This is a genomic window from Marinobacter sp. HL-58 (assembly GCF_001314605.1).
Classification (GTDB): domain Bacteria; phylum Pseudomonadota; class Gammaproteobacteria; order Pseudomonadales; family Oleiphilaceae; genus Marinobacter.
In genome coordinates this window covers 174,432-199,108 of the sequence record NZ_LIHP01000011.1, presented here as the reverse complement: position 1 = coordinate 199,108, position 24,677 = coordinate 174,432, and the positions used below count along the sequence as shown (strand labels likewise).

Annotated in this window: 22 protein-coding genes and 1 pseudogene; 14 read left to right on the top strand and 9 right to left on the bottom strand. The window is 54.1% G+C overall.

From position 1 onward, the window contains the following. Positions 1-5: 5 nt before the first annotated feature. The 5 genes from HLUCCO03_RS10025 to HLUCCO03_RS10005 form a co-directional block, all read right to left on the bottom strand. Positions 6-1,325 carry a biotin/lipoyl-containing protein gene (locus HLUCCO03_RS10025; RefSeq protein WP_027830691.1) on the bottom strand — a complete coding sequence of 440 codons (1,320 nt, stop codon included), beginning with the start codon at positions 1,323-1,325 and terminating at the stop codon, positions 6-8. Then, complete coding sequence (locus HLUCCO03_RS10020) at positions 1,315-2,313, bottom strand: alpha-ketoacid dehydrogenase subunit beta (protein ID WP_197025703.1); 999 nt, start codon at positions 2,311-2,313, stop codon at positions 1,315-1,317. The genes HLUCCO03_RS10025 and HLUCCO03_RS10020 overlap by 11 nt, the downstream gene beginning before the upstream one ends. Before the next feature lie 11 nt (positions 2,314-2,324). Continuing rightward, a complete protein-coding gene (locus tag HLUCCO03_RS10015; protein ID WP_051603756.1) occupies positions 2,325-3,365 on the bottom strand; it encodes a thiamine pyrophosphate-dependent dehydrogenase E1 component subunit alpha in 1,041 nt (346 codons plus the stop codon). Between the two features lie 105 nt (positions 3,366-3,470). Then, entirely contained in the window at positions 3,471-4,565 is a 1,095-nt protein-coding gene (locus HLUCCO03_RS10010) for a hypothetical protein (RefSeq protein ID WP_027830694.1), read from the bottom strand. A 454-nt stretch (positions 4,566-5,019) separates the two neighbouring features. Further along, entirely contained in the window at positions 5,020-5,823 is an 804-nt protein-coding gene (locus HLUCCO03_RS10005) for an SDR family oxidoreductase (protein WP_027830695.1), read from the bottom strand. 165 nt (positions 5,824-5,988) lie between these two features. On the opposite strand from HLUCCO03_RS10005, the gene HLUCCO03_RS10000 reads away from it, so the two are divergent. The 6 genes from HLUCCO03_RS10000 (at position 5,989) to HLUCCO03_RS09975 (ending at position 12,600) form a co-directional block, all read left to right on the top strand. Next, positions 5,989-6,267 carry a hypothetical protein gene (locus tag HLUCCO03_RS10000; protein ID WP_027830696.1) on the top strand — a complete coding sequence of 93 codons (279 nt, stop codon included), beginning with the start codon at positions 5,989-5,991 and terminating at the stop codon, positions 6,265-6,267. 36 nt (positions 6,268-6,303) lie between these two features. After that, positions 6,304-7,905 carry a chaperonin GroEL gene (gene groL, locus HLUCCO03_RS09995; RefSeq protein ID WP_027830697.1) on the top strand — a complete coding sequence of 534 codons (1,602 nt, stop codon included), beginning with the start codon at positions 6,304-6,306 and terminating at the stop codon, positions 7,903-7,905. A 129-nt stretch (positions 7,906-8,034) separates the two neighbouring features. Beyond that, on the top strand, positions 8,035-9,009 hold the full coding sequence (locus HLUCCO03_RS09990; protein ID WP_197025637.1) for a sugar ABC transporter substrate-binding protein: 975 nt from the start codon (positions 8,035-8,037) through the stop codon (positions 9,007-9,009). Between the two features lie 66 nt (positions 9,010-9,075). Further along, positions 9,076-10,077, top strand: a complete 1,002-nt coding sequence (locus tag HLUCCO03_RS09985; protein WP_051603757.1) for an ABC transporter permease — start codon at positions 9,076-9,078, stop codon at positions 10,075-10,077. Positions 10,078-10,105: 28 nt separating this feature from the next. Next, entirely contained in the window at positions 10,106-11,056 is a 951-nt protein-coding gene (locus HLUCCO03_RS09980; RefSeq protein WP_027830700.1) for an ABC transporter permease, read from the top strand. After that, positions 11,053-12,600 (top strand): sugar ABC transporter ATP-binding protein, encoded by a 1,548-nt coding sequence (locus tag HLUCCO03_RS09975; protein WP_292016683.1) that lies wholly within the window; start codon positions 11,053-11,055, stop codon positions 12,598-12,600. Before HLUCCO03_RS09980 ends, HLUCCO03_RS09975 begins: the two co-directional genes overlap by 4 nt. Before the next feature lie 31 nt (positions 12,601-12,631). Here HLUCCO03_RS09975 and HLUCCO03_RS09970 read toward each other — a convergent pair whose 3' ends face one another. Then, positions 12,632-13,654: a LacI family DNA-binding transcriptional regulator gene (locus tag HLUCCO03_RS09970; protein ID WP_051603758.1), complete on the bottom strand. Its 1,023-nt coding sequence runs from the start codon at positions 13,652-13,654 to the stop codon at positions 12,632-12,634. A 281-nt stretch (positions 13,655-13,935) separates the two neighbouring features. Between HLUCCO03_RS09970 and HLUCCO03_RS09965 the strand changes: the two genes are divergently transcribed. Together HLUCCO03_RS09965 and HLUCCO03_RS09960 are read left to right on the top strand one after the other, a co-directional pair. Beyond that, entirely contained in the window at positions 13,936-15,243 is a 1,308-nt protein-coding gene (locus tag HLUCCO03_RS09965) for a Xaa-Pro peptidase family protein (protein WP_027830703.1), read from the top strand. Between the two features lie 46 nt (positions 15,244-15,289). Then, positions 15,290-16,747, top strand: a complete 1,458-nt coding sequence (locus tag HLUCCO03_RS09960; protein ID WP_292016682.1) for an NAD-dependent succinate-semialdehyde dehydrogenase — start codon at positions 15,290-15,292, stop codon at positions 16,745-16,747. 141 nt (positions 16,748-16,888) lie between these two features. Here HLUCCO03_RS09960 and HLUCCO03_RS09955 read toward each other — a convergent pair whose 3' ends face one another. After that, positions 16,889-18,178 carry an NAD(P)/FAD-dependent oxidoreductase gene (locus tag HLUCCO03_RS09955; RefSeq protein ID WP_292016687.1) on the bottom strand — a complete coding sequence of 430 codons (1,290 nt, stop codon included), beginning with the start codon at positions 18,176-18,178 and terminating at the stop codon, positions 16,889-16,891. 879 nt (positions 18,179-19,057) lie between these two features. Here HLUCCO03_RS09955 and HLUCCO03_RS09950 point away from each other — a divergent pair. Together HLUCCO03_RS09950 and HLUCCO03_RS09945 are read left to right on the top strand one after the other, a co-directional pair. Continuing rightward, entirely contained in the window at positions 19,058-19,450 is a 393-nt protein-coding gene (locus HLUCCO03_RS09950) for a globin (protein ID WP_027830706.1), read from the top strand. Between the two features lie 57 nt (positions 19,451-19,507). Continuing rightward, positions 19,508-19,648: pseudogene (locus tag HLUCCO03_RS09945) on the top strand (IS3 family transposase); the annotation flags it as partial. Positions 19,649-19,723: 75 nt separating this feature from the next. Here HLUCCO03_RS09945 and HLUCCO03_RS09940 read toward each other — a convergent pair. After that, entirely contained in the window at positions 19,724-20,590 is an 867-nt protein-coding gene (locus HLUCCO03_RS09940; RefSeq protein WP_036197213.1) for a LysR family transcriptional regulator, read from the bottom strand. A gap of 139 nt (positions 20,591-20,729) precedes the next feature. Here HLUCCO03_RS09940 and HLUCCO03_RS09935 point away from each other — a divergent pair, with 139 nt between their 5' ends. The 4 genes from HLUCCO03_RS09935 to HLUCCO03_RS09920 all read left to right on the top strand — a co-directional run bounded on the left by HLUCCO03_RS09935 (position 20,730) and on the right by HLUCCO03_RS09920 (position 22,497). Beyond that, complete coding sequence (locus tag HLUCCO03_RS09935) at positions 20,730-21,251, top strand: cytochrome b/b6 domain-containing protein (protein WP_027830708.1); 522 nt, start codon at positions 20,730-20,732, stop codon at positions 21,249-21,251. A 54-nt stretch (positions 21,252-21,305) separates the two neighbouring features. Further along, positions 21,306-21,929 carry a class I SAM-dependent methyltransferase gene (locus HLUCCO03_RS09930; RefSeq protein WP_027830709.1) on the top strand — a complete coding sequence of 208 codons (624 nt, stop codon included), beginning with the start codon at positions 21,306-21,308 and terminating at the stop codon, positions 21,927-21,929. 64 nt (positions 21,930-21,993) lie between these two features. Then, positions 21,994-22,191 carry a siderophore-interacting protein gene (locus HLUCCO03_RS09925; RefSeq protein ID WP_292016681.1) on the top strand — a complete coding sequence of 66 codons (198 nt, stop codon included), beginning with the start codon at positions 21,994-21,996 and terminating at the stop codon, positions 22,189-22,191. A gap of 33 nt (positions 22,192-22,224) precedes the next feature. After that, a complete protein-coding gene (locus HLUCCO03_RS09920) occupies positions 22,225-22,497 on the top strand; it encodes a siderophore-interacting protein (protein ID WP_367142348.1) in 273 nt (90 codons plus the stop codon). A gap of 42 nt (positions 22,498-22,539) precedes the next feature. Here the strand turns inward: HLUCCO03_RS09920 and HLUCCO03_RS09915 are convergent, their stop codons facing one another. Beyond that, complete coding sequence (locus HLUCCO03_RS09915) at positions 22,540-24,666, bottom strand: FUSC family protein (RefSeq protein ID WP_081813488.1); 2,127 nt, start codon at positions 24,664-24,666, stop codon at positions 22,540-22,542. Positions 24,667-24,677: the final 11 nt, after the last annotated feature.

Below are 24,677 nucleotides of genomic sequence, written 5' to 3'. Positions count from 1 at the left end.
ATAACTCAGAGCAGGTGACGGAGCGGCTGCTCCATCCGACCTGCGAAATTGGAAAGAAGGGTAATGGCTGCGGAGGCATCCAGTTGTTCTGCAGCGCACTCCAGCGTCAGCTTCAGCCCCGCCCCCGAGGCCATGACACTGAGCACCGGGGTATCTTCCGGCCCCGCCTGAACCTCAATCAGGCGACCAAACCGCAAGTCCCGCAGCCGCAAATCAGGCCGGGCCTCCGGGTCGGCTTCGGCGACGTCACTCAGCCACCGGCCATGCACCGCGAACATTCGGGTCTTGCCAAATGCTTCCAGGGCTACTGTTACATGGGCCCGCTCCAGGCTTGATCCAGCGAACGCCGCCAACAGCGACCCGGCATCGGGCAGACCGGCTTCACTCGCAGCCCATGCAGCAAAATCGTCGAACCCATTCGTCTCCACATGAGCAGACAGGTAGCGGGCAGGTGCTGCGGTTGAAAGCTGTGGAGCGGCTTCCGTGGGCAGGCGCTCCAGAACTTCCAGATCCTTTACATGATAGGGCTGGGGATACCCATGATCGGCCAGTCGAGTCAGATCCAGACCTCGCTCGAGTGCCAGTCGCCGTGCCTTGGGCGATGCCAGGATCCGCCCGCCCATTGCAGGAACGGCCTGCTTTGTCGGGCGCGATTCAGAAGTTTTTGAAGGTGATTCTTTGGCGGGCGCCGGTTCGCGCGCTGGTGCGGCTTCGGCCGGTGTCGCCGTTCCGCGATCCTTGAGGCTGCGTTGGATAGGTGCTTCCGGCTTTTCACTGGAGATGATGGCGATGACATCACCGACCGGTGCCTCTTCGCCAGCCTCCGCCAGAAGCGCTGCGACGAATCCGTCGTGACCCGCCTCGACTTCCATGATGGACTTGTCGGTTTCCACCTCAAACAGAACATCACTGGCGGTAACAGCATCGCCTGGTGATTTGCGCCACGCGACGATCTGACCAGCGTCCTGTGCCATGCCCAGTGCGGGCATTATGACCGGCTCACCTTCCGGCATCGCCTGGTCGGCTTGGGTATCGGCTTCCCCGGATGCATCCGGGGAAGCCTCTGTTTTGGTTCCGGTGTCCTCTGGGGTGTCCGAAATGCGTGCGAGGACCTGCCCGACAGGCACTTCGTCTCCGGCCTTGGCCATAACATCAGTCAGGAAGCCGGAGCCCTGTGCTTCGACTTCCATCGCGGCTTTATCGGTTTCCACTTCAAACAGGGCGTCCCCTTCTGCAACCGGGTCCCCGGGTGATTTGTGCCAGGCAAGGATGACACCGCTGTCCTGCGCCATCCCGAGTGCTGGCATGATGACGTCAAGCGGCATGGATCATCTCCCCCGCGCAGAGCCGGCGAGCATTCTCGGCGACGCGTTCTGGTGTTGGTACAGTGAGATCCTCGAGCACGGGGCTGAAGGGCACCGGCACATCCATTGCGCCCATGCGCAGCACGGGTGCATCAAGATAGTAAAAGGCCTTCTCGTTGAGGCGACTGGCGATCTCACCGGTGATGCCATAGTTCTGATGGCCCTCATCGATAACGATGGCGCGACTGGTTTTACGGACGCTCTTCAAAAGGGTGTCTTCGTCCAGCGGCACTATGGTGCGCGGGTCGATCACCTCGGCGCTGATGCCCTCTGCCTCAAGGATCTTCGCGGCGGCCTCGGCGACCTGCACCATGGAGGACGTGCCGATCAGAGTGATGTCGCTGCCTTCGCGCTTGATATTGGCCTCACCGAAAGGAATCAGGTATTCCTCCTCGGGTACCGGTGCCTTGTCCTGGTACATCAGTTTGTCTTCGATGATCACGACCGGGTTGTTGTCCCGGATGGCGGTTTTCATCAGCCCTTTGGCTTCATAGGCCGAGGAGGGTAAAGCCACTTTGATTCCCGGAATATGGGCAACCAGTGCCTGCAACGACTGGCTGTGCTGGGCGCCGGATCGACGGGTAGCGCCCAGGTTGGTGCGCAGAACCATGGGCACGCTCAGCTTTCCGCCGGACATGTAATGCTGCTTGGCGGCCTGGTTGCAGAGCTGGTCCATCACCAGATAGATAAAATCGCCGAACATCAGGTCCACAATGGGGCGCGCGCCGGTCAGGGCGGCGCCAACGCCGATGCCAACAAAACCCGGCTCTGAAATAGGAGTGTCGATGACCCGGCTGGTGCCGAACTCTTCAACCAGCCCGGACAACACCTTGAAGGGTGTGCCGGCTTCGGCCACATCTTCACCGATGATGAAAGTCGTGGGATCGCGGCGCATTTCCTCGGCCAGTGCTTCGTTGACGGCCTGGGACAGTGTGATTTCTCTCATTATGGCGATCTCCTTCACTTCCCGGCCTGCAGCGTGGCGGGGTCGGTTTCAGCGTAAACGTGCATGTCCACCTCTTCGAGGCCCGGATAGGCGGCGGCTTCGGCATAGGCGACAGCCTCTTTGGCGTCCTGTTTGATCTGGGCATTCAGGGCTTCGATCTCGTCTTCTTTGGCAATGCCCTGTTCCACCAGCCAGCTTCGGAAGCGAATAATCGGGTCGCGGTTTTCCTTCCAGTCAGCTTCTTCTTTCTTGGAGCGGTAGTATTCGCGGTTGATGTCACCGACGTGATGGCCGTGATAGCGGTAGGTCATCAGTTCCAGGAAAAAAGGTCCGTCACCGTCGCGGCAGCGCGCGACCAGTTTCTTGCTGAGTTCGTTGACCGCCAGAACATCCTGGCCATCAATCTGGAATGCTTCGATGCCAAAGGCCTCGGCGCGCGCTGTGATAGAGCCAGCGGCGATTTCTTCGGTCTTGGTGTACTCGGAATAACCGTTGTTCTCACAGGCGAAGATGACCGGCAATTTCCACAAAGCGGCCATGTTCATGACCTCATAGAGCAGGCCCTGGGCGGTGGCACCATCGCCAAAGAAGCAGACGGTTACATCGTCCTGGCCAAGCAGTTTTGCCCGCAGCGCCGAACCGGTGGCGATACCCATGGAACCGCCGACGATGGCGTTGGCGCCGAGGTTGCCGTGGCTCTGATCGGCGATGTGCATGGATCCACCCTTGCCCCGGCAGTAGCCTTCCTGCTTGCCAAGCAATTCGCAGAACATTTCTTTGTAATTGGCGCCTTTGGCGACACAGTGCCCATGGCCCCGGTGGGTTGAGGTGATTCGGTCACTGTCGGTCAGTGCCTCGCAGATGCCCACGGCAACGGCTTCCTCACCGGAATACATATGGGTCAGGCCCTGCATCTTGCCGGCGAGGTAAAGCTGGTTTGCGTTGTCTTCGAAAGTACGGATGCGGACCATCTGGGTATACATCCGGAGGTGTTCTTCTTTGCTCAGACTCGATGCGGTCTTTGTTCGTGTCCGGGTTTTGGTTTTAGAGGTCATGACAGTTATCCAGAGTTCATCGGTTGAGGATTCTGCAGTCTTGGCAAGCACCCTGTTTGATGTGTAACGGCAGTCCTTTGCCCGTGATAGGTTCAGAAAGCGTGATCAGAAATAAAGAGCACCTACAATCGTGAACTGTGTGTTCCATGTGTCGTCATCAGGACCGCCGTTCGCAAAATCGGCGTTCTTGGAGCTATACAGACTTACCCAGGTATTAAAGGCGCCCCTTGAGAGGTGAACGCCGGCAATGCTGAACTGGGTGTCGTCAGAAGAAATGGTGTCGTCGCTGCCACTGTCGAGAAAATCGTAATCATGATAGAACTTGACGGTGTCAAAGACGCCAACGGACGTTGGCATGGTGTAGGAAATCCGGGTTGAGTAGACGTTGCCACTGGCCGGAATCGGTTTGCCCTGTGACAGGTAAACAGTATCCGTGGTTGAGGGGCCGCCCACAGGCGCTCTTTCCAGGTTGTAGTCGTACGCCATGCCCTGGAGAGTCAATGCAAAGCCCCCGGCATTGTAGTTGGCAAACGCAGTTGCCGCCCAATGCTCGCCCCCGCTCTCAGTTGTCACCGTGTTATAAAGGTCGCCGTATTGCCCGTTGGAACCCAGTTGCAGGCTCGCTCCATCCAGGTCAATTGTGTAGGCACCGCCACCGTGGAAGGTATTATTCAGTTCCACTTCGGAAAGGTCGTCTTGTGCGATGAGATCAGGGCGGAAACGGGCCGTAGGTGAGCTGGCCAGCTCGGCGTTTTTGGTAAAGGCGAACACCCAGTCCATATTGCCCTGCTTGAACTTGGTTTTGATGCCCGGCTCGGAGTTGTTGGCCAGGCCCAGCCATAGCGGAACGTCACTCAAAAAACTGTTGTCGTAATAGGAGCCGTCCACGCCCGCTCCAAGTGGTTGAATAATGACGCCGACTTCCGTCGACCAGTCGTCATTGTGTTCCAGCCCGGCATAGGTCCAGGCCGGGAAAAAGGCCTGCTGGGTAACCTGGTAATCCCATCTGGACCGGTAATAGAGCCCGCCGTCGAAATCTCCGTTAATGGACAGTTCGAACTTGTCGAGGAAATAGTTGCCGACCTTGTCACGGCTGGATTCGTCACTGTCTGCGAGGATGTAAAGTGTCTCTACGCCAACCCCGACCCTGAGAGGTACTTTGTCCTCCAGGTCTGCGATCCGGCGCTGCATATCTTCCATGCTGTTATCGGATGAATCCTGTGCCATTACTGTTGAAGTGCAAAGCATTGCAAGTGCGCCAGCGACAGCAGGTAGGCTCTGAAAATTAAATCTAACCTTCGGTATCACACTAGTCATGGTTCTCTCCGAATTGTTTTTGTTTACATGAGGTGTGCAACTGCACATTCAATTTTTAGCAAAAGCTGATCTATAATGCAAACGTTTGCATCAAAAAACAGATGTTTTACCACAGTTCTTTGGTGGAAGGCCGGCAGTTTTGACGCACTGGATCTAACCAGAAGTGTTTAAAATCGAAGGAGAGGAATAAAAAAAGCGCCAGCAAGATGCTGGCGCAAACTCCCTTTGACAAGGGGGGTTAGAAACAACACTACACAACAACAATGGAATGCCGGTTTAGCGTCAGGGCATCATCGACGAAGCGCTATTCAGCTTACATTCGTGGAGACCGACTTTCTTACTGGAGTACGATGCCGCCATCGATCATCAGCAACTGGCCCGTCATATAGTCGGATTCGCTGCTGGCGAGGAAAGAGGCTGTTCCCACGATGTCCTCTGGATAGGAATATCGCTTCATCAGGATCATTTTTTCGGCCAGTTCGTCCATCGACTGCCCCTGCTTTTCGAATTTCCCGATGGCGACAAGGTCCTTGTCCAATTGCTCCCACAGTTCCGTTCTGACAACACCCGGTCCGTAGCCGTTGACCGTAATATTGTGATCGACCAGTGCCTTGGCGCCACCGTTGATCATTGCCTGTACTGCATGCTTGCTGCATGAGTAAGGGATGACGTCGTCAAAGGCCTGTCGGCTGAGAATCGAGCCGACATTAATGATTTTATAGGGGCCGTTTTCCTTGCCCTGGGCAATCATCTGCTTTGCGGCCTCCTGCATTCCGAGCAGACAACCCCAGCCATTCACATCCATGATCTGGCGCCAGTTTTCCTCGGTGATATCAAGAAACATCAGGGGTTTGTTGATGCCCGCGTTATTGAGCATCACATTCAGGCTGCCAAACGCATCAACGGTCGCCTGGACGGCTGCCTTCATCTGTTCCCGGCTGGTAACGTCCAGAGTAACCGCTATGGCTTCGCCGCCATTCTCCTTGATACGGGAAACAACCTCCTGGCACCCCTCAAGATTGATATCTGCTACACAGACCTTTGCGCCTTGCGCCGCGTAGTGCTCCGCAACAGCCGCACCAATGCCTCTGGCAGCCCCGGTAATCAGGCAGTTCTTGCCCTTTAAACGTGTCTTGTCCATAACTTCTCCCAGCTTTTGTCTTTGTATGGGTTTCGAGTGTTAGAGCAAGTCTAGCGAACCGGATTTACAAATGCAAACGATTGCGCTACATTGAATTGAACAATTTCCTTTGCATGGAATAAATATAAGTAACAACAACGAATTTACCAATCGGAGAAACCTGTTATGACGCTGAACCCCGCCCCAGACCGCGTTGTGTTGGAGCTGATAGAGCAACGGCAAGAATCCGCCCAAGGTATTGTCATGTCGCACAGAAGCACCGGAGAGTCGCCAAAAGGATGTGTTGTCGAGATTGGTTATGACGCCAGAACCCGCCTTGAAGGTCTTCAGAAGGGCGACACTGTTTACTTTGCCGCCGGGCAGGGCGAAGTGGTAGCGGACGCCGGTGTCAGCAGAGTGATTATTCACACCGACGATGTGCTCGCCTGGACCCGCAACCAGTAAAGATTCTTCACCGTAACTATCAAGGAGCCTATTGCTATGTCAGCCAAGCACATCCAGTTCAACCAGGAAGCCCGCAACTCGCTGTTGCGGGGAATCAACACCCTCGGCGATGCCGTAAAAGCCACGCTCGGCCCCTGTGGGCGTCATGTGGTTATCAGCAAGAAGGATCGTTTGCCCTATGTGACAAAGGACGGTGTTTCGGTTGCGAAGGAAACGGAGTTATCCGACGAGATAGAAGACACGGGGGCGCGTCTTGCCCGTAATGTCGCATCCAGGGTTAATGAAGAAGTAGGCGATGGCACCACTACGGCAACGGTCCTCGCTCAGGCACTGATGAATGAGGGAATGAGGGCGGTTGCGGCAAACATGAGCCCGGTTGCCATCAAACGGGGTATAGAGCAGGCAATAAAAGATGCGGTCGATGCGCTCAATACCATGTCACGGCCGTGCAATGAGCCTGAGTCCATCCGCCGTATCGCAACCATCTCGGCCAATGGCGATGGTGCAGTGGGCAAGATGATTGCTGACGCCATGAGTGAGATTGGCATTGAAGGGGTCATTACGGTTGAGGATGGGACCGGCCTTGACCTGGAGCTGAAGCTGGTCAAAGGCATGCAGTTTGATCGCGGGTATGCCTCGCCTCATTTCATCAACGACCACAAAAGCATGTCGGTGGATCTGGAAAACCCGCTGATTCTGCCGATCGATGGAAAGTTCGATTCGTTCAATGACCTGGTTCCGTTATTGGAGACAGTCGGAAGAGAGCGGCGACCACTGCTGGTCATTGCCGAAGAGTTTGAGCATGACACCCTACCTACGCTGATCGTCAACCACATGAAAGGCCGTGTAAAAGTGGCGGCGGTTAAATCACCGGGTTTTGGTGACCGGCGTAAAAACATGATTGCCGATATAGCCGTATTGACCGGCGCCCGGCTGGTTTCAAGTGAGCTGGGCGTCGCCGTCTCAGACCTCCAGGAGCCGGATCTGGGCAGTGCCAGGCGAGTCGTGATAACCCAGGATACCTGCACCATTATCGATGGCGCAGGTGACCCGGATGCGATCACAGATCGCATCGACCAGATCAAGCAGCAGATACCGGATGCATTTTCAGATTACGACCGTGAAAAGCTGATGCAGCGAAAGGCGAGGCTTTCCGGTGGTATCGGCGTTATCAAAGTCGGTGCAGCAACAGAAGTCGAGCTGGAAGAAAGAAAGGATCGTATTGGTGATGCCATCCAGGCCACGCGTGCAGCAGTCGAGGAAGGATACGTACCAGGTGGCGGTGTATCGCTGATCAGGGTGATCGAAAAAATGCGTGCGCCGGCAGAACTGACGCCCGATGAAGCGGCCGGATACGCACTGACCATCAGGGCTCTGGAAGCACCGATCTCAACCATTGCGGAAAATGCTGGCCTGGTGCCTGGCGTGATTATCGAAAATATCAGGGGAGGGAGTCTCGACTACGGTTTGAATGCTGCAACAGGGAACGTAGAGCACCTGTTTGAGTCCGGCATCATCGACCCTACCAAAGTTACCAGGTTGGCGCTCCAGACGGCATCTTCGCTGGCGACACTGTTGATTACAACGGAAGTTCTGCTTGTGGAGCAAGGGCAGGTGGAGGAGGGGCATCAGCACTGATGACCAATTCCAAAAAAACAGAAAAAACTAGTGCAAACGTTTGCATTATTGCTTGCAGTCTGCAACGATTAACAATGAGGTTTCAATAACTCTCATATCCGTAAAAAAACAAGCAACGGAGTCAAAACAATGAAAGTTCAGATCAGTTCAGTTCGAATCATCCAGCATATCGGCAAAATTTCCCTTCTCGCCGGATCCCTCACTCTGGGATTGTCAGGGATGGCGCAGGCGGAAACTTTCAGGATTGGTATTACCCAGAACAATGTGGGTGTGGACAGCTACCAGACTACCTATGAGCAGGCCTTCAAGGATGCTGCTGACGAGACAGACAATGTGGAAACCGTGGTCCTGGATGCCGGTGGTGATGTTGCCCGCCAGATTTCCCAGGTAAGGGATCTGATCCAGCAGCAGGTCGATGTGATCATCATCTGGCCGACCGATGGTCAGGCGGTTGTTCCTGCGGTCAAGAGGGCGAAGGAAGCAGGGATTCCGGTCGTTGTCACCAACTCCAATATTGCTGAAGCCGGTCAGCCCCTGATTGCTGCCTTCTCGGGGCCGGACAACATAAAGCAGGGTGCTTACTCTGCGGAAATGATGTGCGATCAGCTTGGTGGCAAAGGTGAGATTGTACAGATTACCGGACAGCCCGGTTACACAACAGCCAAAGAGCGGCAAAAAGGCTTTGAGGACAGGCTGGCGGAAGTCTGTCCTGATGTGAAAATTCTGGATTCACAGCCCGGTAACTGGAATCGCGAGAAAGCACAGCGCACCATGGAAGACTTCCTGACCAGTTATGACCGGATCGATGGCGTCTATGCTGGCGACGACAACATGGGCGTGGGTGCCCTGAATGCTGCCAAATCTGAAGATCGCGCGGATGAGATGATCTTCATTGGTGCGACCAATTTCGCGGTTGGTTATGAAGCAATGGCTCGGGGTGAATACCATGGTTCGGTATACCAGTCACCCGCAGAGGATGCGCGCAATGCGCTGGAGACCGCTATTGCCGTTGCTCAGGGCAAAGAAGTCGAAAAGATGAGCTACTTCGACACTCCAAAGATTACCCGTGAAAACATGGACGAGTTTGAAAAGCCTGTTTTCTGAACCGGGATATCTGACAATAAATGGGGGTCCCTGACATTAAGGGCCCCCAGTTAGTGGAGTCGAATAATGAAAGCATTGCTGGATTCATTTAGACCAGGATTAACCAATAGAGAAATAACACCGCTTCAGTTTTTTGGAAAGCATGGTATTACAATAGCTTTCTTCTTATGTGTTGTTATTTTTTCACTGACGACGGACAAGTTTCTCAGTACAGATAACTTTTTCAAAGTGGTGATGCAGGCGTCCATTATCGGAACCATCGCACTGGGCGTAACGTTTGTCGTCATTGGGGGAAATCTCGATCTGTCTGTAGGGTCCCTGCTATCTTTTGCCACGGTTCTGGTGGTCGATCTTCATGACAAGGTCGGGCCCGGTATGGCAATCCCGCTGATGTTTGTATTTACCCTTTTGATCGGGTCCGTCAATGGCTTCCTGATTGGCTATCTGAGATTGAACTCTCTTATTGTCACCCTGGGTATGCTGTCTGCAATTCAGGGTATTACCCTGGTGTACACCGGTGGTAAAAATGTCGATATATCCAATGACGAAAATACGTGGTTTGATATCTTCGGACGAGGCGATCTCTTCGGTATTCCGGTTCCAGCGTTAATATTTATAGTGTCAGCAATCGTATTGCAGGTTGTGCTTCTGAAAACCAGTTTCGGCCGCAAGGTTTTTGCCATTGGTGGTAATGGAACCGCTGCACTCTTCTCGGGCCTGCGCAGAAACCGCCTTGTCTTCAGTACCTATTTGCTCTCTGCGTTCACCACTGCCTGTGCTGCCCTGATTCTGGGGTCACGGGTTATGGGGTCCCAGAATAACGTTGGTCAGGGCTACGAGTTATTGGTTCTTGCGGGCGTCATTCTTGGCGGAACCAGCCTTCTTGGTGGTTCAGGGAGCATTGTCAGAACCGTTATTGGCGTACTCATTCTTGCGTTAATCCAGAACGGCCTTCAGTTGTTGGGATATCCCTACTACAGCCAGTGGCTTGTCACCTGGGTGGTTATCATTGCTGCAGTCTGGCTCGATATAGCAGCAAAACGCGGAAAATTGTTCAGCTCTTACTGAAACCCGAACTATAACGGGGATAAATGCAATGAATAAACTTTTTGCCTCAATAAAAAAACAGCCGATATGGATCTTTGTTCTGGCCTGTTTTGTATTTTTCAGCTTTGCATCACCGTATTTCTTCGATACGGGTAATTTCACCAATATCCTGGTGCAGGCATCGACTATTGGCCTGATCGCCCTTGGTATGACATTTGTGATGATCAACGGCAATATTGACCTGTCAGTCGGTGCCACCCTGGCACTTGCGGCAAGTCTCGCTGTAGGGCTGCAACCTGAGCTGGGCATAACAGGCGCGGTGCTGGTCGGGTTGCTTTCGGGCATTCTGATTGGTGCCCTCAATGGCATTATTGCCTGGAAAACCGGCGTCGACGCCTTCATTGTCACCCTGGGTGCAATGATAGGCGTGAGAGGGCTGGTCTTTATATATACCGGAGAGGAGTCATTCTACGCACAAGACCTGGCGTATTCTGATTTCGGTGCCAGCGAGGTCTTTTTCATACCTGTGATGGCGTTTATTTTTATCTTCATGACGGTCGTTTCCCACCTGTTGCTGAAGTACACCATTCACGGACGCAATGTGTTTGCGGTTGGTGGTAACAGGGCGGCTGCCAAAGAGGCGGGTATTCGTGTTGGCCCCCATATGCTATTCAATTTCATTTTCGTCGGCTTTATGGCGGCGCTCTCAGGCATTTTGTTGTCCACCGAAATGGGCGCGTCCACGCCAAATCTTGGTCGTGATTATGAGCTCTGGACGATAACGGCAGTGGTGCTCGGAGGGACCCGCCTTACGGGTGGTTATGGCAGCATTATCGGAACCCTTGGCGGTGTCCTTGCGATTGCCATTCTGAGAAATGGTATGAACCTGCTTCAGGTTCCTTCCTTCTACGTGCTGATCATCCTGGGCTCCATCCTGATCATCGTCCTCTTTATCGACAAACGTTTCTCTGAGCAGCAGGGGCAAGGGGTAGGAGCATGAGTATGCATGTCGAGACAGCACAAAGTAACGAATCGGCGAACCTGCAGCCAGACCAGAAACCCCTACTGAGGTTGAAAAATGTCAGTAAATCTTTCCCGGGTGTAAAGGCCCTGGATAACGTGGACCTGGATGTGCGCGCAGGTGAAGTCCATGCCCTTCTTGGTGAAAACGGCGCTGGTAAATCCACGCTGATGAAGATACTGGCGGGCATCTACAAGCCGGACGGGGGTGAGGTCATTCTCGAGGATCAGCTTGTGACCATGTCGAGTCCTCTGGAGGCAAGGGACCACGGCGTGTTGCTGATCCACCAGGAGCTTTCCCTGGTTCCGGACATGAGCGTGGCGGAGAATGTTTTCCTTGGAAACCTTCCCCGTTTTGGCGGAATGCTTGTCAATAATCGTCAACTGAACCAGCGGTGTGGCGAGATCCTTGAGCGTCTTAACTGCAAATTCCAGCCCACGGATCCGCTTGGTCATCTTTCAATTGCCAACCAGCAGATGGTAGAAATTGCTCGCGCGCTGGTGTTCCAGCCCAAGGTGGTTGTCTTCGATGAACCCACAGCCTCTCTGACGGACTACGAAAAGGTAGTGCTGTTTGGTGTTATCAGAGAGCTGAAGGAAAGTGGCACGGCCATTGTCTACATCTCGCATCGGATGGATGAGATTTTTGAACTTTCCGACCGCATTACAGTGCTGCGGGATGGCACCTACCAGGGCACTTTTGAAACCGCGCAAACCAATGAAGACGAAGTGACTCAGTGCATGATCGGCCGTGATCTGGATGCCGATATTGAGCATGAGCCGCCGGAACTGGGCAACAAGGCGCTGAAGGTCGATGGCCTGGGTATCGAGGGTTTGTATTCCGACATTTCATTCGATGTCCATGTGGGTGAAGTCGTCGGATTCTACGGCCTGGTGGGGGCTGGCCGTACCGAGGTCATGGAAACCATTTTCGGTCTGCGTAAGCCTGATACCGGAAGTGTCCAGATCAACGGAGAAGACCTGGTCATCAATTCCCCGTGCGATGCCATCGATCATGGTCTTGGCCTGGTGCCGGAGAGCCGCAAGGAACAGGGCCTTGTTCTCGGTATGAGCTGCAAGGACAACACCACGTTGGCCAACATCAGCAAATTTACCAAATTCGGCTGGATAGATACCGCTGCTGAAAGAACCATATTCGAAGAGTATATGGAAAAGCTTCGAATCAAATGCCCCGGCTGGGAATATGAAACGCTCAACCTCAGTGGTGGTAATCAGCAGAAGGTGGTCATTGGTAAATGGTTAAGTACCTCGCCAAAGATCCTCATCCTTGACGAGCCCACCAGAGGAATTGACGTTGGTTCCAAATCAGAGATCCATCATCTGATCAGGGAGCTGGCAAAATCCGGCCTGGCGGTGATCGTTGTCAGCTCGGAAATGCCGGAGGTGCTGACCGTCAGTGACCGGATTGTCGCCATGTACGATGGCCGCATTACCCAATGCTTTGACCGCAATGAGGTAACTGAAGATACGCTGATCAGAGCCATTACTGGCCAGACTGTGTGATCGTTGCTTTGGCAGTGTCAGTAGAGCGACGCTATGTAGCGTCGCTTTTTTGCTTGGGACGGATCACGGGCGCGGTTGAGTCTCTGATGACGAGTTTCGGCTTCAGCAGCACTTCCTCGTTGTAGTCCAGATTCTCGGATTTTATGCGCTTGAGCAGTAGCTCTGCCGCCCGTTCGCCCATCTGGAAATGTGGAATAGAGACCGTGGTCAGCGGCGTCGCAAACCAGTCGAGGTAGGGCATATTGTTAAAGCCCACGATGGACAGCCTCTTCGGACAGCTATAGCCAAATTGTTTCAGGGCGGTAAAACAGCCCAGGGCAATCAGGTCATTGGACGCGATAACGGCGGTGGCGTCGGGGTTCTGCCCCAGAAATACCGACATGGCCTGCGTGCCTGCGGCTTCTGACAGGGCATGAGCCTCCACGATGCGGTGGGGCTCCACTTCAAGGTCATGCTCCGCCATTGTCCGCGTGAAGGCGCGCAGCCGGATATAGGAAACAGAGATATCCTTGGGGCCGGCAATAAAGCCAATCTTGCGGTGGCCCAACTCAAGCAGGTGATCCACTGCCATCTTGATGCCCAGTGAGTCGTCCACTTTTACCGTATCCACATCACCCTGATCGACCACCCGGTTGACCAGAACCAGGGGAACACCCTGACTCTTGCACAACTCCACGACGCTATCCTTGCGAAAGGCAGCCGCGTAGATGATGCCGTCGACGCCCCGGCTGATAAGCCTCTCCACTTCGGTATGGGCGGTGCCTTCGTTGTTCTGACTGTAGGCCAGAAAGGCTGTGTACCCATATTGATCAAGGACGCTCTGTATCCCCCGTATGATCGGTGGAAACACGGGGTTCATAAGGTCCGGGATGATCATGCCAATGGTCTTGGTGCTTCCGACCTTGAGGGCGTACGCGGCCGCATTCTGCTTGTAGCCCATTTCCCGCGCGGCTTTTCTCACGCGTTTGACGACATCAGGGGAAATCATCTCACTTGATTTCTCACTCAAGGCGCGGGAAACCGTGGAGGTATTTATATTGAGGTGTTCGGCCAAATCGCGAAGTGTTACCCGTTTCCTGTGTACCAAAACGTGAATCCAGTATCTGATAGGGAGTTTGATAGCAACGTGAAATTACGTCGTGAGCTTCTGCGTTTGATTTAGCTGTAATACTACATTCCCTGAATTATACACGAACTTGATTGCGCAAATGCTCTTTGTCTCCTTTTTAATTGAATTACGCAAACGTTTGCACTAAAGTGTGACAAAGAAGAGATGGAACGCAAGTTTCCATTACCAGAGCAGGCTTATCTTTGCCGCCGCATTGAGGAGGAGTCATGGCCAAGACAGTAAAACCGAGTGAACCAACCATTGTTCGTTCCGAGGATGTCGATCCTCATTGGGTTTGGGGGCGTCCCATACCGGCACCGGGCAGGATGCATGTCGATTTTGAAGAACGTGTAAATTACGACCGGCTGCACCGCTACAGAACTGGCAGGGCGCGGGAAGCTCTGGCCGGCTCCGATCTCGGTGCCATCCTGTGTTTCGACAACAACAACATCCGGTACCTCACCAGCTCTGTTATCGGTGAATGGACCCGAGACAAGTTCTGTCGCTATGCCTTGTTTACCGGCAATTCCGACCCTTACCTCTGGGACTTCGGTTCAGCCGCCGCCCACCACCGCATTTACGCACCCTGGCTGAAGCAGGAACGTTGTCGTGCTGGCATGCTGGGGCTGAGAGGGTCCATTGGTAAGGAGGCTGGCCTTTTCAAGCGCGCTGCCGAAGAGATCCGGGATATCCTGAAAGCCGAGGGCGTTGCCGACATGCCGGTTGGCGTGGATGTTTGCGAGCCACCTATGTTATTCGCGCTTCAGGAAGCGGGCCTGGAAATCAGGGATGTGCAGCAGGTCATGCTGGATGCGCGCCAGATCAAGAGCCAGGATGAAATCACCCTGCTGAATATGGCCGCCACGATGGTGGATGGTGCCTATGATCACCTGGCAGAAAAGCTCCGCCCGGGCGCCCGTGAAAACGAGATGGTGGCCCTGGTTAACAAGTTCCTGTACGACAACGGTTCCGATGACGTGGAGGCGATCAACGCCGTATCCGGTGAACGCTGTTGTCCGCACCCCCACAACTTCACTGATCGCATGTACCGGCCGGGTGATCAGGCATTTTTTGATGTCATCCAGGCATTCATGGGTTACCGCACCTGTTACTACCGCACTCTGAATATCGGCAGTTCTACCAAGTCGCAGGAGGATGCCTACAAGCAGGCTCGGGAATGGATTGATTCCGCCATTGAGCTGGTCAAGCCCGGTATGACCACCGACAAGATTGCGGCGGTATGGCCCAAGGCGACGGACTTTGGCTTCGCCAACGAGATGGAAGCCTTCGGCCTGCAGTTTGGCCACGGTCTGGGCATGGCGCTGCACGAGCGGCCCATTATCAGTCGGCTTGTATCGTTTGACAGCCCCTTCGAATTGCAGGAAGGAATGGTCTTTGCGCTGGAGACCTATTGCCCTGCGGCTGACGGTAATGGTGCCGCCCGTATCGAGGAGGAAGTCGTAGTGACCCCCGATGGTTGCCAGGTGATCACGCTGTTCCCGTCCAAGGAACTGTTTATCGCCAACAAGTATTAACCGGCAACCAATCTCAAGGCAGTTGCAGAATCAGGGAGTCTATGGTTTGAAAGAATATATTGAAGAAATCGGGCAAAGCATACCGAACGGGCTGTTTGTCAACGGCGAGTGGATCACTGAAACCAGTGGTAAATTCGAGGTCGTTAATCCTGCTACCGAGAAGGTCATCGCCACTGTTCCCAGTTGCACGTCTGAGCATGCAAGGCTGGCTATGGATGCCTGTGACAGGGCTGCGAAGGAGTGGATGGCGCTGACCCCGCGGGAGCGCTCCGAAGTCTTGCGATCCGTCTTCGACACCATGCAGAAAGAAAAAGACGTCATTGCCAGGCTGATCACACTTGAAGAAGGAAAAACCCTCAAGGAGTCAGCGGGCGAGGTGGATTATGCCTCGGAGTTCTTTCGTTGGTATGGCGAGGAGTCCCTGCGTCTGGGGGGCGAAATGCGGCCATCACCTTCGGGCAAGCACACCATTGTGGTGACTCATCAGCCGGTGGGTACGGCGTTGTTGATCACACCCTGGAACTTTCCGGCGGCCATGATCACCCGGAAAATCGCACCGGCCATTGCGGCCGGTTGCGGCGTCATTGTAAAACCGCCGAAAGAGACACCGCTGACCTCCATGTATCTTGCAGACCTGATGCAAAGATGCGGGGTGCCGGATGGCCTCGTTAATATCCTGACAACGGATGACGCAGGCGCTCTGACGGATACCCTGGTAAGGGATCCACGGCTGCGGAAAATATCTTTCACAGGCAGCACGGGAGTAGGGCGCCTTCTGCTTGGCTCCGCTGCTGAACGGATCCTTAATACCTCAATGGAGCTTGGCGGGAACGCGCCGCTGATTGTCTGTGACGACGCAAATATCGACACGGCGATTGAAGGGGCCTTCCTTGCCAAAATGCGCAATGCCGGTGAGTCCTGTATTGCTGCGAACAGGCTTTATGTTCACGATTCCATATACGACGAGTTCTGCAGCCGGCTGGTAGAGCGGTTCTCCAACCTGAAAGTGGGGAATGGTCTCGAAGCTGACGTGGATGTCGGCCCCATTATTTCCCGTAAAGAACTGGACAAGCTGCAGGCCATCATTGCCGAGGCAGTAAGCGACGGCGCCACCGTTGAAACCGGAGGCACGACTCTGCACGAGGAAGGGTTCTTCTTTGCGCCCACCGTGCTGAGCAATGTTGAACCGGATGCCCGCATTCTTGATCAGGAAGTGTTTGGCCCTGTTGCGCCTCTGGTGCGTTTCCGGGATGTGGAATCGGTTATCCAGCAGGCCAACGACACACCTTATGGCCTGGCAGCCTACGTTTTCAGCCGTGATGTTGGCAAGGCCATGGGCATTGCCCAGAGGCTCAACGCGGGCATTGTTGGCGTGAACCGTGGCTTTGTATCCGACCCGGCCGCTCCGTTTGGCGGAATGAAGGAGAGTGGTATCGGCCGTGAAGGTGCCCAGGACGGTATAAAGGAGTTTCTGGAGACCCAGTATATTGCCACGTCGTGGTGACACCTGCCTGAACACGAGAAAACAAGGCATCCTTCAGGACTACAGTACTTACAATGTGGTCCGGAAGGATGCCATGCTCTTCCGGATCACACGTTCCTCGAATTGCAGCTTCAATAGGGAGGCTTATACGGCGTACAGGTTTCAGTGAAGCTTTAGCCGGGGCCTGAGTACTCTGTTGATACGAGCCACCAGTGTAATCAGTAATGTCTTGACGTAACCATGCGTGGCTAACTGGTGCAGACGATAGAGTGAAACATACGCGATACGGGCCAATCGTCCTTCCACCATCAGGCTTCCACTGGTCAGATTTCCCATCAGGCTGCCAACGGTCGAAAAGCGACTGAGCGACACCAGTGAGCCGTAATCCCTGTACTCGTAGGGTGGCAGATCCTCCATGGCGAGAACCTTGGGAAAATGCCTGAACAGATGGGCTGCCATCTGGTGGGCTGCCTGGGCGCGAGGAGGCACGTTGCCGGAACCGTCCTGTTTCGGGCAAGCTGCGCAATCACCGATGGCAAATATCCTTTTATCTTTGGTGGTATTAAGGCCTTTGCTGACGATCAATTGATTCATGTGGTTGTATTCCAGGCCATCAAGTCCGGTTAGAAATTCCGGCGCACGGATACCCGCTGCCCACACTTTCAATTGCGCCTCGATTAATTTCCCCTTGTCGGTAACCAGGCCATCCTCGGTAACGGAGGCTACACGGGTTTCTTCGCGGACCTCCACGCCAAGCTTCCGCAATTCTTCTCGGGCGGCATCCGAAATTCGTTCAGGCAGGGCGGGTAGGATGCTGCGGCCGGCTTCAACCAGAATGACGTCGAGCCGTTCACGATCCAGTCTGGATATGCCGTATGTCTTAAGTTCACGTGCCGCATTGTAAAGTTCAGCTGAAAGCTCGACCCCTGTGGCTCCCGCACCGACTATGGCAACCCGCAATCGTTCGTCTGGCTGGTTGCTGGCTTTGAGGTACGCTTCCAGGAAGCTGGTGCGAAAATTCTCGGCTTCGCCACGGCAGTCCAGAAAGGTGCAGTGTTCCGCAACGCCCTCAACACCAAAGTCGTTAGTGACACTCCCCACCGCGATGACCAGGTAGTCATAGTAAAGTGAGCGGGGCGGCAGAAGCACCTTGCCGTCCTGCCCGTGCACGGCCGCCAATCGGATGCACTGTTGCTCGCGATCAAGCGACTCCATTGGGCCCAACTGAAACTCGAAACCGTCGCAGCGGGCCTGGGCGCCATAGCTTAACTCGTCGATGCTGGCGTCAAGCGAACCGGAGGCCACCTCGTGCAGTAGCGGCTTCCAGATGTGGGTGTGCTCAGAATCCACCAGGGTAACCTTGAGGCCCCTGGGGCAATATTTACGTGACAGGCGGGACGCCAGCTCAAGACCACCGGCGCCACCTCCAACAATGACCACATGTTCGTGCAGGCGAGCATTTTTATTCATAATATCTTCTGCCTCTCGGATACCCTGAGACAATCCGTGTCATTATTATTGAACAAACAAATAATCACTTATTTAAAAATAAGAGATCTATAACTGGTGAACGTAACTAATTGACAAGCAATAACTTTTGAAAACTACAATGATATTTTTCCGAATCATCGAGTTCAGAAGTCACGAGGCACACTTTTCATGGCATGAGAGTGCTTTCGGAAAATATCATTTACCGAATGACCAACTGTAATCACCGGGTTCATCAGGTGAGAGATGACGATTTTTATCCCTACTGATCAATGGCTACGCAGATCATGACACTTGATGTTGTACAAGTTATGCAAACGATTGCATCATAGTTGGCTGGTTGCGTCAAGACGTCGCGATCAAATGCGGTGTAATCGGACATGGGGGGCAGAGACAAAGTGTGTATAAATCTTGATGGGTCAGGATGGACTTGCAACGCTTTGTGCGCGTTGCTCGGGGCTTCGCCCCGCCGTCGCGTTGCTCCGACGCCCAAATCGCTGTCGCGATTTGTCGAACGCAGGTTCTCATCAAAGCCGACAGGCAACTGACGAATCGAACAGAGGTGTGTCGATGCACTACCAGCTTTTCAAAATAAACCAGTACCTTCGAGTCTCGCATCATTGTGCGATGGATAGATCAAGTAAACCATTCCGAGTGAAACGCCCTGTGCGGAGTCGCATGTAGAGTGTTGTGGTGGCTGGGGGCAACTACAGTTCGCGAACTGCGCGTGCCCTACAAAACATTCGATTAGAAATCCGTTACAAATCCTGACGGAAAAGGCTTTTTCGAATAAGTATATTATGCCCGCTTTTTGCAATTCTGCCCCAGGGATGAAATCACATCATGAATAATACAGACCTTGTTTTTCAGAGCTACGGGCGCTGCTGTCGTAATGACGCCTTCTTCATCGATTTCTATGATTACTTCATGTCAAGTTCAGAAGTAATCAAAAATCGTTTTATCGACACTGATATGGCAGCGCAAAGACACCTGCTTCGTAATGGAATCATGCAACTGATCCTCCACGCCAGAGGCATGTCAGACCGAAAGTTACGCGCGTTGGGCGAGAGCCACAACAGGAATCACTACGACATCAAGCCGGAATGGTACGAGCTCTGGCTGAGCTCTCTGCTTAAAACCGTCCGCAAACACGATCCCGAGCATACGCAAGCTCTTGAAAGCGCCTGGGTTGAGGTCCTGACCCCCGGCATTCAGTTGATCAAGGGCGCCTATTGAGCTTCACAGCTCCCTTAGTATCAACCGATTGCGACCTGACCTTTTCGCCTCATATGTGGCCGGTGGATCAAGTGCCTGACCATTGTCGATGACTTCACCGAGGAGTGTCCAGACATCCTTGTGGCCAACGGCATCTCTGGTGATCAGGTTGCCCGCACTCTGGATGTTATAGCTGCCTTCAGAGGCTATCCCACCTCAGCTCACTTTGTTCAAAAGCCAACCTTTGCAAGAATCAAACCGCTTTTTCTGGCGTTGTGTCTTAGAACGCCTGTCTCAGAACACCTCAATCAGGTAATCAATCATTGCCCGGACTTTCAGGGGTAACCGCCGATCAGGCGAGTACAGCACGTAGACCCCGCCAGGCTCCAGTGGTGGATGGTCCAGGGTCAGGGGTATCAGTTCGCCTCTAGCTAGAGCATCCGACACGATGAACTCGGGTTGATAGATTATGCCTTGGCCCCGACCGGCAGCCGCCATCAAGGCATCGCCGTTGTCGGCTCTGAGATTGCCCTTTACCGGGACCTCTATTTCACCCTGGTGACCAAAGGCCCAGAAATCCTTGCTCTGAAAAGGAGACAGGGTATAACTCAGGCAGTTGTGGTTGGATAGGTCAGACACGCGCCGAGGGGTGCCGTGCTTCGCCAGATAATCCGGTGACGCACAGACTTTCATGGGACTATCTCCCAAGCGCCGCGCTCTAAGATCACTGTCCGCCAGATAGCCCACGCGGAGAATCAGATCCCAGTTGCCATCGAATAGATTCTCCCGCGAATCACTCAGTCCAAGTTCAACGTCTACCATCGGATACCGCTCGCTAAACCCGAGCATCAGTGGAGCAATGAACCTAAGCCCGAAGGAGAGTGGAACATTCATCCGCAAACGCCCCTTTGCTTCTTGCCGCTGGGCGGAAATATCAGATTCCACTTCGGCCAGGTCCTGCAGAATGCGCTGACATCCTTCCAGATATTCCCGACCAGGATCGGTCAGGGACAGTCCTCTGGTTGTCCGATGGAGCAGCTTCACTCCAAGTCTTGCCTCAAGGGAATCGATATGTTTGGTTGCCATAGCTGGAGACATGCCTAATGTCCGCCCCGCGGCCGACAGACTGCTCCGGGCGGCTGCCTGGACAAAAACGCGCATGCTGGTATATCGGTCCAATGTCTACTTCCTACTCTCAGTTAAAGCTCTCCCAAGATTATAGCCTGTTCTAAGCATTTCCCGTGCGAGCTATATTACTGAAGCCTAAAAATTCAACACTTTTCGGGGATGTAAGAGATCGATGATTAAAGACAGCAAAACTCGATACGGAACCATCAGCAAGTTTTTGCACTGGTCTATGGCGTTACTCGTGGTCTGGCAGGTTCTGAAGTTCGGGGATCGTATTTCTGATGGCGAGCACTGGGTTGGGCAAACGCTCGTTCCCTGGCACATATCGATCGGAACATTGCTCCTGGTGCTAATTGTCGTACGCCTGTTCTGGGCGATTCTTCAGCGAGCACGAAGACCTTTACCAAACGCTTCAATGGCCGGGCTGGTCAAGGCGGGCCATGGATTGTTGTATTTGGCCCTTTTGTTGATGCCTGTTACCGGGATTTTGGTGATGCTCGGTGGTGGTTATGGGGTGACAGCCTTTGGCATCGAGATTTTGCCCAAAGGTGATGAACTGGACTGGGCGAAAACGCTCGGAGGGTTGCATTCTCCTTTGGCATGGATTCTTTCAGTGCTGGTTGCAGGGCACGTTGTCATGGCGCTGGTTCATCATTTCTTGAAGGGCGACGATACTCTTAAGCGGATGGTGTGACCTGGAGCCTCTGATCCGGCTGCAAAAGCATACTCATAGTTGGAGACGCTTTATATGTGGGACGAGCGATTTGCTCAGGACGATTATGTTTATGGAGAAGAGCCAAATAAGTTTCTTGTCGAGCAGTTGTGTAGCCAGGAACTATCTGATTTATCCGGCGCTGTTCTGTGTCTGGCGGAAGGAGAGGGGAGAAACGCCGTTTATATGGCGAGTCACAACCACGATGTCACATGCGTGGATTTGTCTAGTGTTGGGCTTGAGAAAGCGAAGAAACTTGCGCTCAAGAATCAGGTGAACTTAACCACCATTCAAGCGGATTTGGCAACTTATGAACCTCTACCATCAGCCTACGATGCAGTGGTGATGATCTTTGCACACACACCCAGTGCGGTTAGAGAGAGGGTCTTAAAGAATGCCCGTCTGGCTCTCAAGCCAGGCGGCTATCTGATTCTTGAGGGCTATACCGTCGATCAGATCGGGCGTGGCACAGGAGGGCCGGGTGATCCGGACATGATGTTTTATCGGGAGGAAGTGGAAACGGTTTTTGCCCGAGACCATATCTTGGTCTGTGAAGAAAAAGTACGGGATATCCAGGAGGGAAGTTTACATACTGGCCCTGGCGCGGTTTTGCAGTGTGTCGTGAGAAAAGGCGAATTTGATGGATCAATTAGGAGATAACGGTTTGGCTAAATCCCAGGAGAGAGAGCTTGAAGTAAAAAGACGTTAGTGGGTGACGAAAAACATGCTCCGAATCACCCTAGGCGGCGATGGGCTGGAGGATTTTCCACAAGGGCAGAAGAGTGCCTATATCAAGCTGCTGTTCCTTCAAGGCGGTGACGCTCGCCCCCTGATGCGAATCTACACTATCCGCAAGCAGCGTCCCGAAGAAATCGACGTGGATTTTGTCATGCACGAGGACCACGGTCCAGCTTCTGCCTGAGCCAGTGAAGCCGAGCGCGGGGACAAGATTTTGGTGGCAGGCCCCGGCGCCCGAAAGTTGATCAGTCAAAACGGCGACTGGTTCGTGTTGGCAGTCGACATGACGGCACTTCCGACCCTTAGCGTTAATCTGGAACAGCTCCCCGACGACGCTCGAGGCTACGCTGTGATCGAAGTTCGCGAAGAGGCAGACATTCAGCCGTTGAAGAAGGTGAGTTCCCAGCCGGCCCTGCCTGGCAAACCGTCTATCTGGGCAGCCTGCGAATTCGGCTCGATGCGTGCGTTAAGGCAATACTTTCCAGCCTGAGTCGTGGGCTCCTGGAAATAACGAGAAATTAATGAGACCCCTTCAAGGGACTCTACGGACTGGCTCCGGCACCTGGCCTTGCGGTGCATGTAGTGGCGGTGTTGGACCTGCCTTCTGGCCTGTCGCCTCAGCCACTGTTCTGGCGGTTCGCTCCATTGTCAGTGCCAGCCGCTCGAACATGCCTTCGACGATAACCGTTTTCTGATCCGGATCTCCTTGGGCGTGAATCGCCTCAAGCAGCCTGGCGTTCGCCTCCCGGAACGCTGGATTCACGACACCGCGGGCGCTTAACAGGTAGGTTTCGGCCAGGGTCTGTTGCCACTCTTTCAGAAGCGTATCAACTGTGGGGCTGCGCTGATCCTGAATCAGCTTGCGCAGACGAATGGACACATGCCCGAGATTAAGCCCGGTGAACCCCAGGTCTGTCATATAGCGTTCGCTGCTTTCAGAACTCTGATCATAATTGGCCAGCCGCAACAGACGCTCCCCCATACGACCATTAAACCAGTTTTCCGGCGTTTCGTGATCGTCAATGGCGGTCAGGTCACGGGCCGTTGATTTCAGCAGGCGGCGCTGCATAAACCGGTTGTCAGGCGGGGTAATAACTTTGAACACCCAATAGAGAATACTGATTCCCACGAACAGTCCCAGTGCAATATTCACCGCGCTTTCGGCATTGAATGTCATGCTGTTGCTGGGCTGCGTGATGATGGTGAACGGAATACAGAAGCCCAGTCCGTAAGGCAGCGTGGCACGATCGGCCAGGGCCAGCAGGCCAAAGAAATAAGGACCGGCGAGAACCAGTATCAGGAGTTCGACATTGCCACTGGCACGAGATAACAGGCCCAGCCCGAAGATCAGCGCCACGGGAATCGCCACCGTTGCACCAATCAATACCCGGCGCAGAATAGGCGTCAGCTCAGCCAGCGAGAAACGGGCGAACATCACGGAAAACACCACGGGCATGATCATGATCATCAGGGCCGCCGAGCTTGCCGTCTGGATCCAGATTATCGCCCCGATTCCAAATATCACGGCCGTACGAAACCCATTGATCAATCCGACCAGCGGATCCCGGTGGGTTTCCAGCATGGGTGCCTTGAGCAACGTCCGGTCACGGCTTTCCAGCGCGTTATAGGCCCGCAATACCACCACCAGATCACTCACCAGCTCCAGTGCCGTTCTGGTCAGGCGCGTCACGATGGCGGACTCATTCCTGAACCCGGTTCGCTGCTCCAGCAAGGATCGCCGCAGCTCATGGGCAAGCCGGTAACCTTCCTGGTAGCTGTCTGCTTCCGCGATTTCCCCGAAGTAGCGGCGCAGCTGGCTGAGCACCTCACTGAACGCAGGAGATACCAGGTCGCCATGATTCCGGTGGAAGCGCCCCAGTATCTGAGTAACCGCCAGCAGTGACATTACCTTGTTGCACAACAAATGGGCTGCCCTGCTCCGGCCGGAGCCTTCCGGGCCTTCGTAGGTAACGGCGCTGGAATCGTCATTGAGTGCCACCAGGGTTTCCAGAATCTCGTCCGCATGCTGGTGACGCTGCTTGTGGGAGCTCCCGGGCTCCAGCTCCAGTTTGAGATATGCCAGCGTTTTGTTGATTACCTTGCGGGCGTTCACACGCAGGCCAGCTTTTACGGTTACCGGCCATAACAGCTGGCTGACCAGCATGGCGCACACGGCGCCGGTCGCAATCTCGCTGATCCGCGCCTGGGCGATTGTAAAAACCGCCTGGCTGTTGGTTGTGCCGGCATCCGCCATCACCAGGATAACCACCAGACCGGCTGTCATCCCTGCCATTGCGAAGGCATAGATATAATTGAGGTTGTGCACCATGGAGGAGATGGCTGAATTCAGGCCAATCCACAACGTTAACAGCCCCAGCGCCAGCAGCGGATACGGTGTCAGCAACGCAAGCACCAGAATGCCAAAGCCACCGCCAGCCGCCGAGCCCACGATCAGGCAGAGCGCTTTCTCGATGACCAGCCCACTTTCCGGGCGGATCTGCAGGAAAATCGCGGAAACCATCGCCCAGTAGGGCCTGTCCAGTTGCAGGGCCATCGACACAAGCAACGCCAACGCCATGGCGACCACGCCCTTGATGGCGAAGATCACGGCGTATCGATTCGGCGTCAGGAGTTGCGTCAATAGCGGATGGGGTGACATATGCGCCGGCC

Excerpts from the sequence above, each read along its gene's own strand:
- HLUCCO03_RS09980 (WP_027830700.1), top strand. The coding sequence starts at position 10,106 with ATGAATAAACTTTTTGCCTCAATAAAAAAACAGCCGATATGGATCTTT.
- HLUCCO03_RS10015 (WP_051603756.1), bottom strand. The coding sequence starts at position 3,365 with ATGACCTCTAAAACCAAAACCCGGACACGAACAAAGACCGCATCGAGT.
- groL (WP_027830697.1), top strand. The coding sequence starts at position 6,304 with ATGTCAGCCAAGCACATCCAGTTCAACCAGGAAGCCCGCAACTCGCTG.
- HLUCCO03_RS09990 (WP_197025637.1), top strand. The coding sequence starts at position 8,035 with ATGAAAGTTCAGATCAGTTCAGTTCGAATCATCCAGCATATCGGCAAA.
- HLUCCO03_RS09985 (WP_051603757.1), top strand. The coding sequence starts at position 9,076 with ATGAAAGCATTGCTGGATTCATTTAGACCAGGATTAACCAATAGAGAA.
- HLUCCO03_RS09965 (WP_027830703.1), top strand. The coding sequence starts at position 13,936 with ATGGCCAAGACAGTAAAACCGAGTGAACCAACCATTGTTCGTTCCGAG.
- HLUCCO03_RS09950 (WP_027830706.1), top strand. The coding sequence starts at position 19,058 with ATGAATAATACAGACCTTGTTTTTCAGAGCTACGGGCGCTGCTGTCGT.
- HLUCCO03_RS09915 (WP_081813488.1), bottom strand. The coding sequence starts at position 24,666 with ATGTCACCCCATCCGCTATTGACGCAACTCCTGACGCCGAATCGATAC.
- HLUCCO03_RS09940 (WP_036197213.1), bottom strand. The coding sequence starts at position 20,590 with ATGCGCGTTTTTGTCCAGGCAGCCGCCCGGAGCAGTCTGTCGGCCGCG.
- HLUCCO03_RS10010 (WP_027830694.1), bottom strand. The coding sequence starts at position 4,565 with ATGGAAGATATGCAGCGCCGGATCGCAGACCTGGAGGACAAAGTACCT.
- HLUCCO03_RS09975 (WP_292016683.1), top strand. The coding sequence starts at position 11,053 with ATGAGTATGCATGTCGAGACAGCACAAAGTAACGAATCGGCGAACCTG.
- HLUCCO03_RS10025 (WP_027830691.1), bottom strand. The coding sequence starts at position 1,325 with ATGCCGCTTGACGTCATCATGCCAGCACTCGGGATGGCGCAGGACAGC.
- HLUCCO03_RS09935 (WP_027830708.1), top strand. The coding sequence starts at position 20,730 with ATGATTAAAGACAGCAAAACTCGATACGGAACCATCAGCAAGTTTTTG.
- HLUCCO03_RS10000 (WP_027830696.1), top strand. The coding sequence starts at position 5,989 with ATGACGCTGAACCCCGCCCCAGACCGCGTTGTGTTGGAGCTGATAGAG.
- HLUCCO03_RS09925 (WP_292016681.1), top strand. The coding sequence starts at position 21,994 with ATGCTCCGAATCACCCTAGGCGGCGATGGGCTGGAGGATTTTCCACAA.
- HLUCCO03_RS09930 (WP_027830709.1), top strand. The coding sequence starts at position 21,306 with ATGTGGGACGAGCGATTTGCTCAGGACGATTATGTTTATGGAGAAGAG.
- HLUCCO03_RS10005 (WP_027830695.1), bottom strand. The coding sequence starts at position 5,823 with ATGGACAAGACACGTTTAAAGGGCAAGAACTGCCTGATTACCGGGGCT.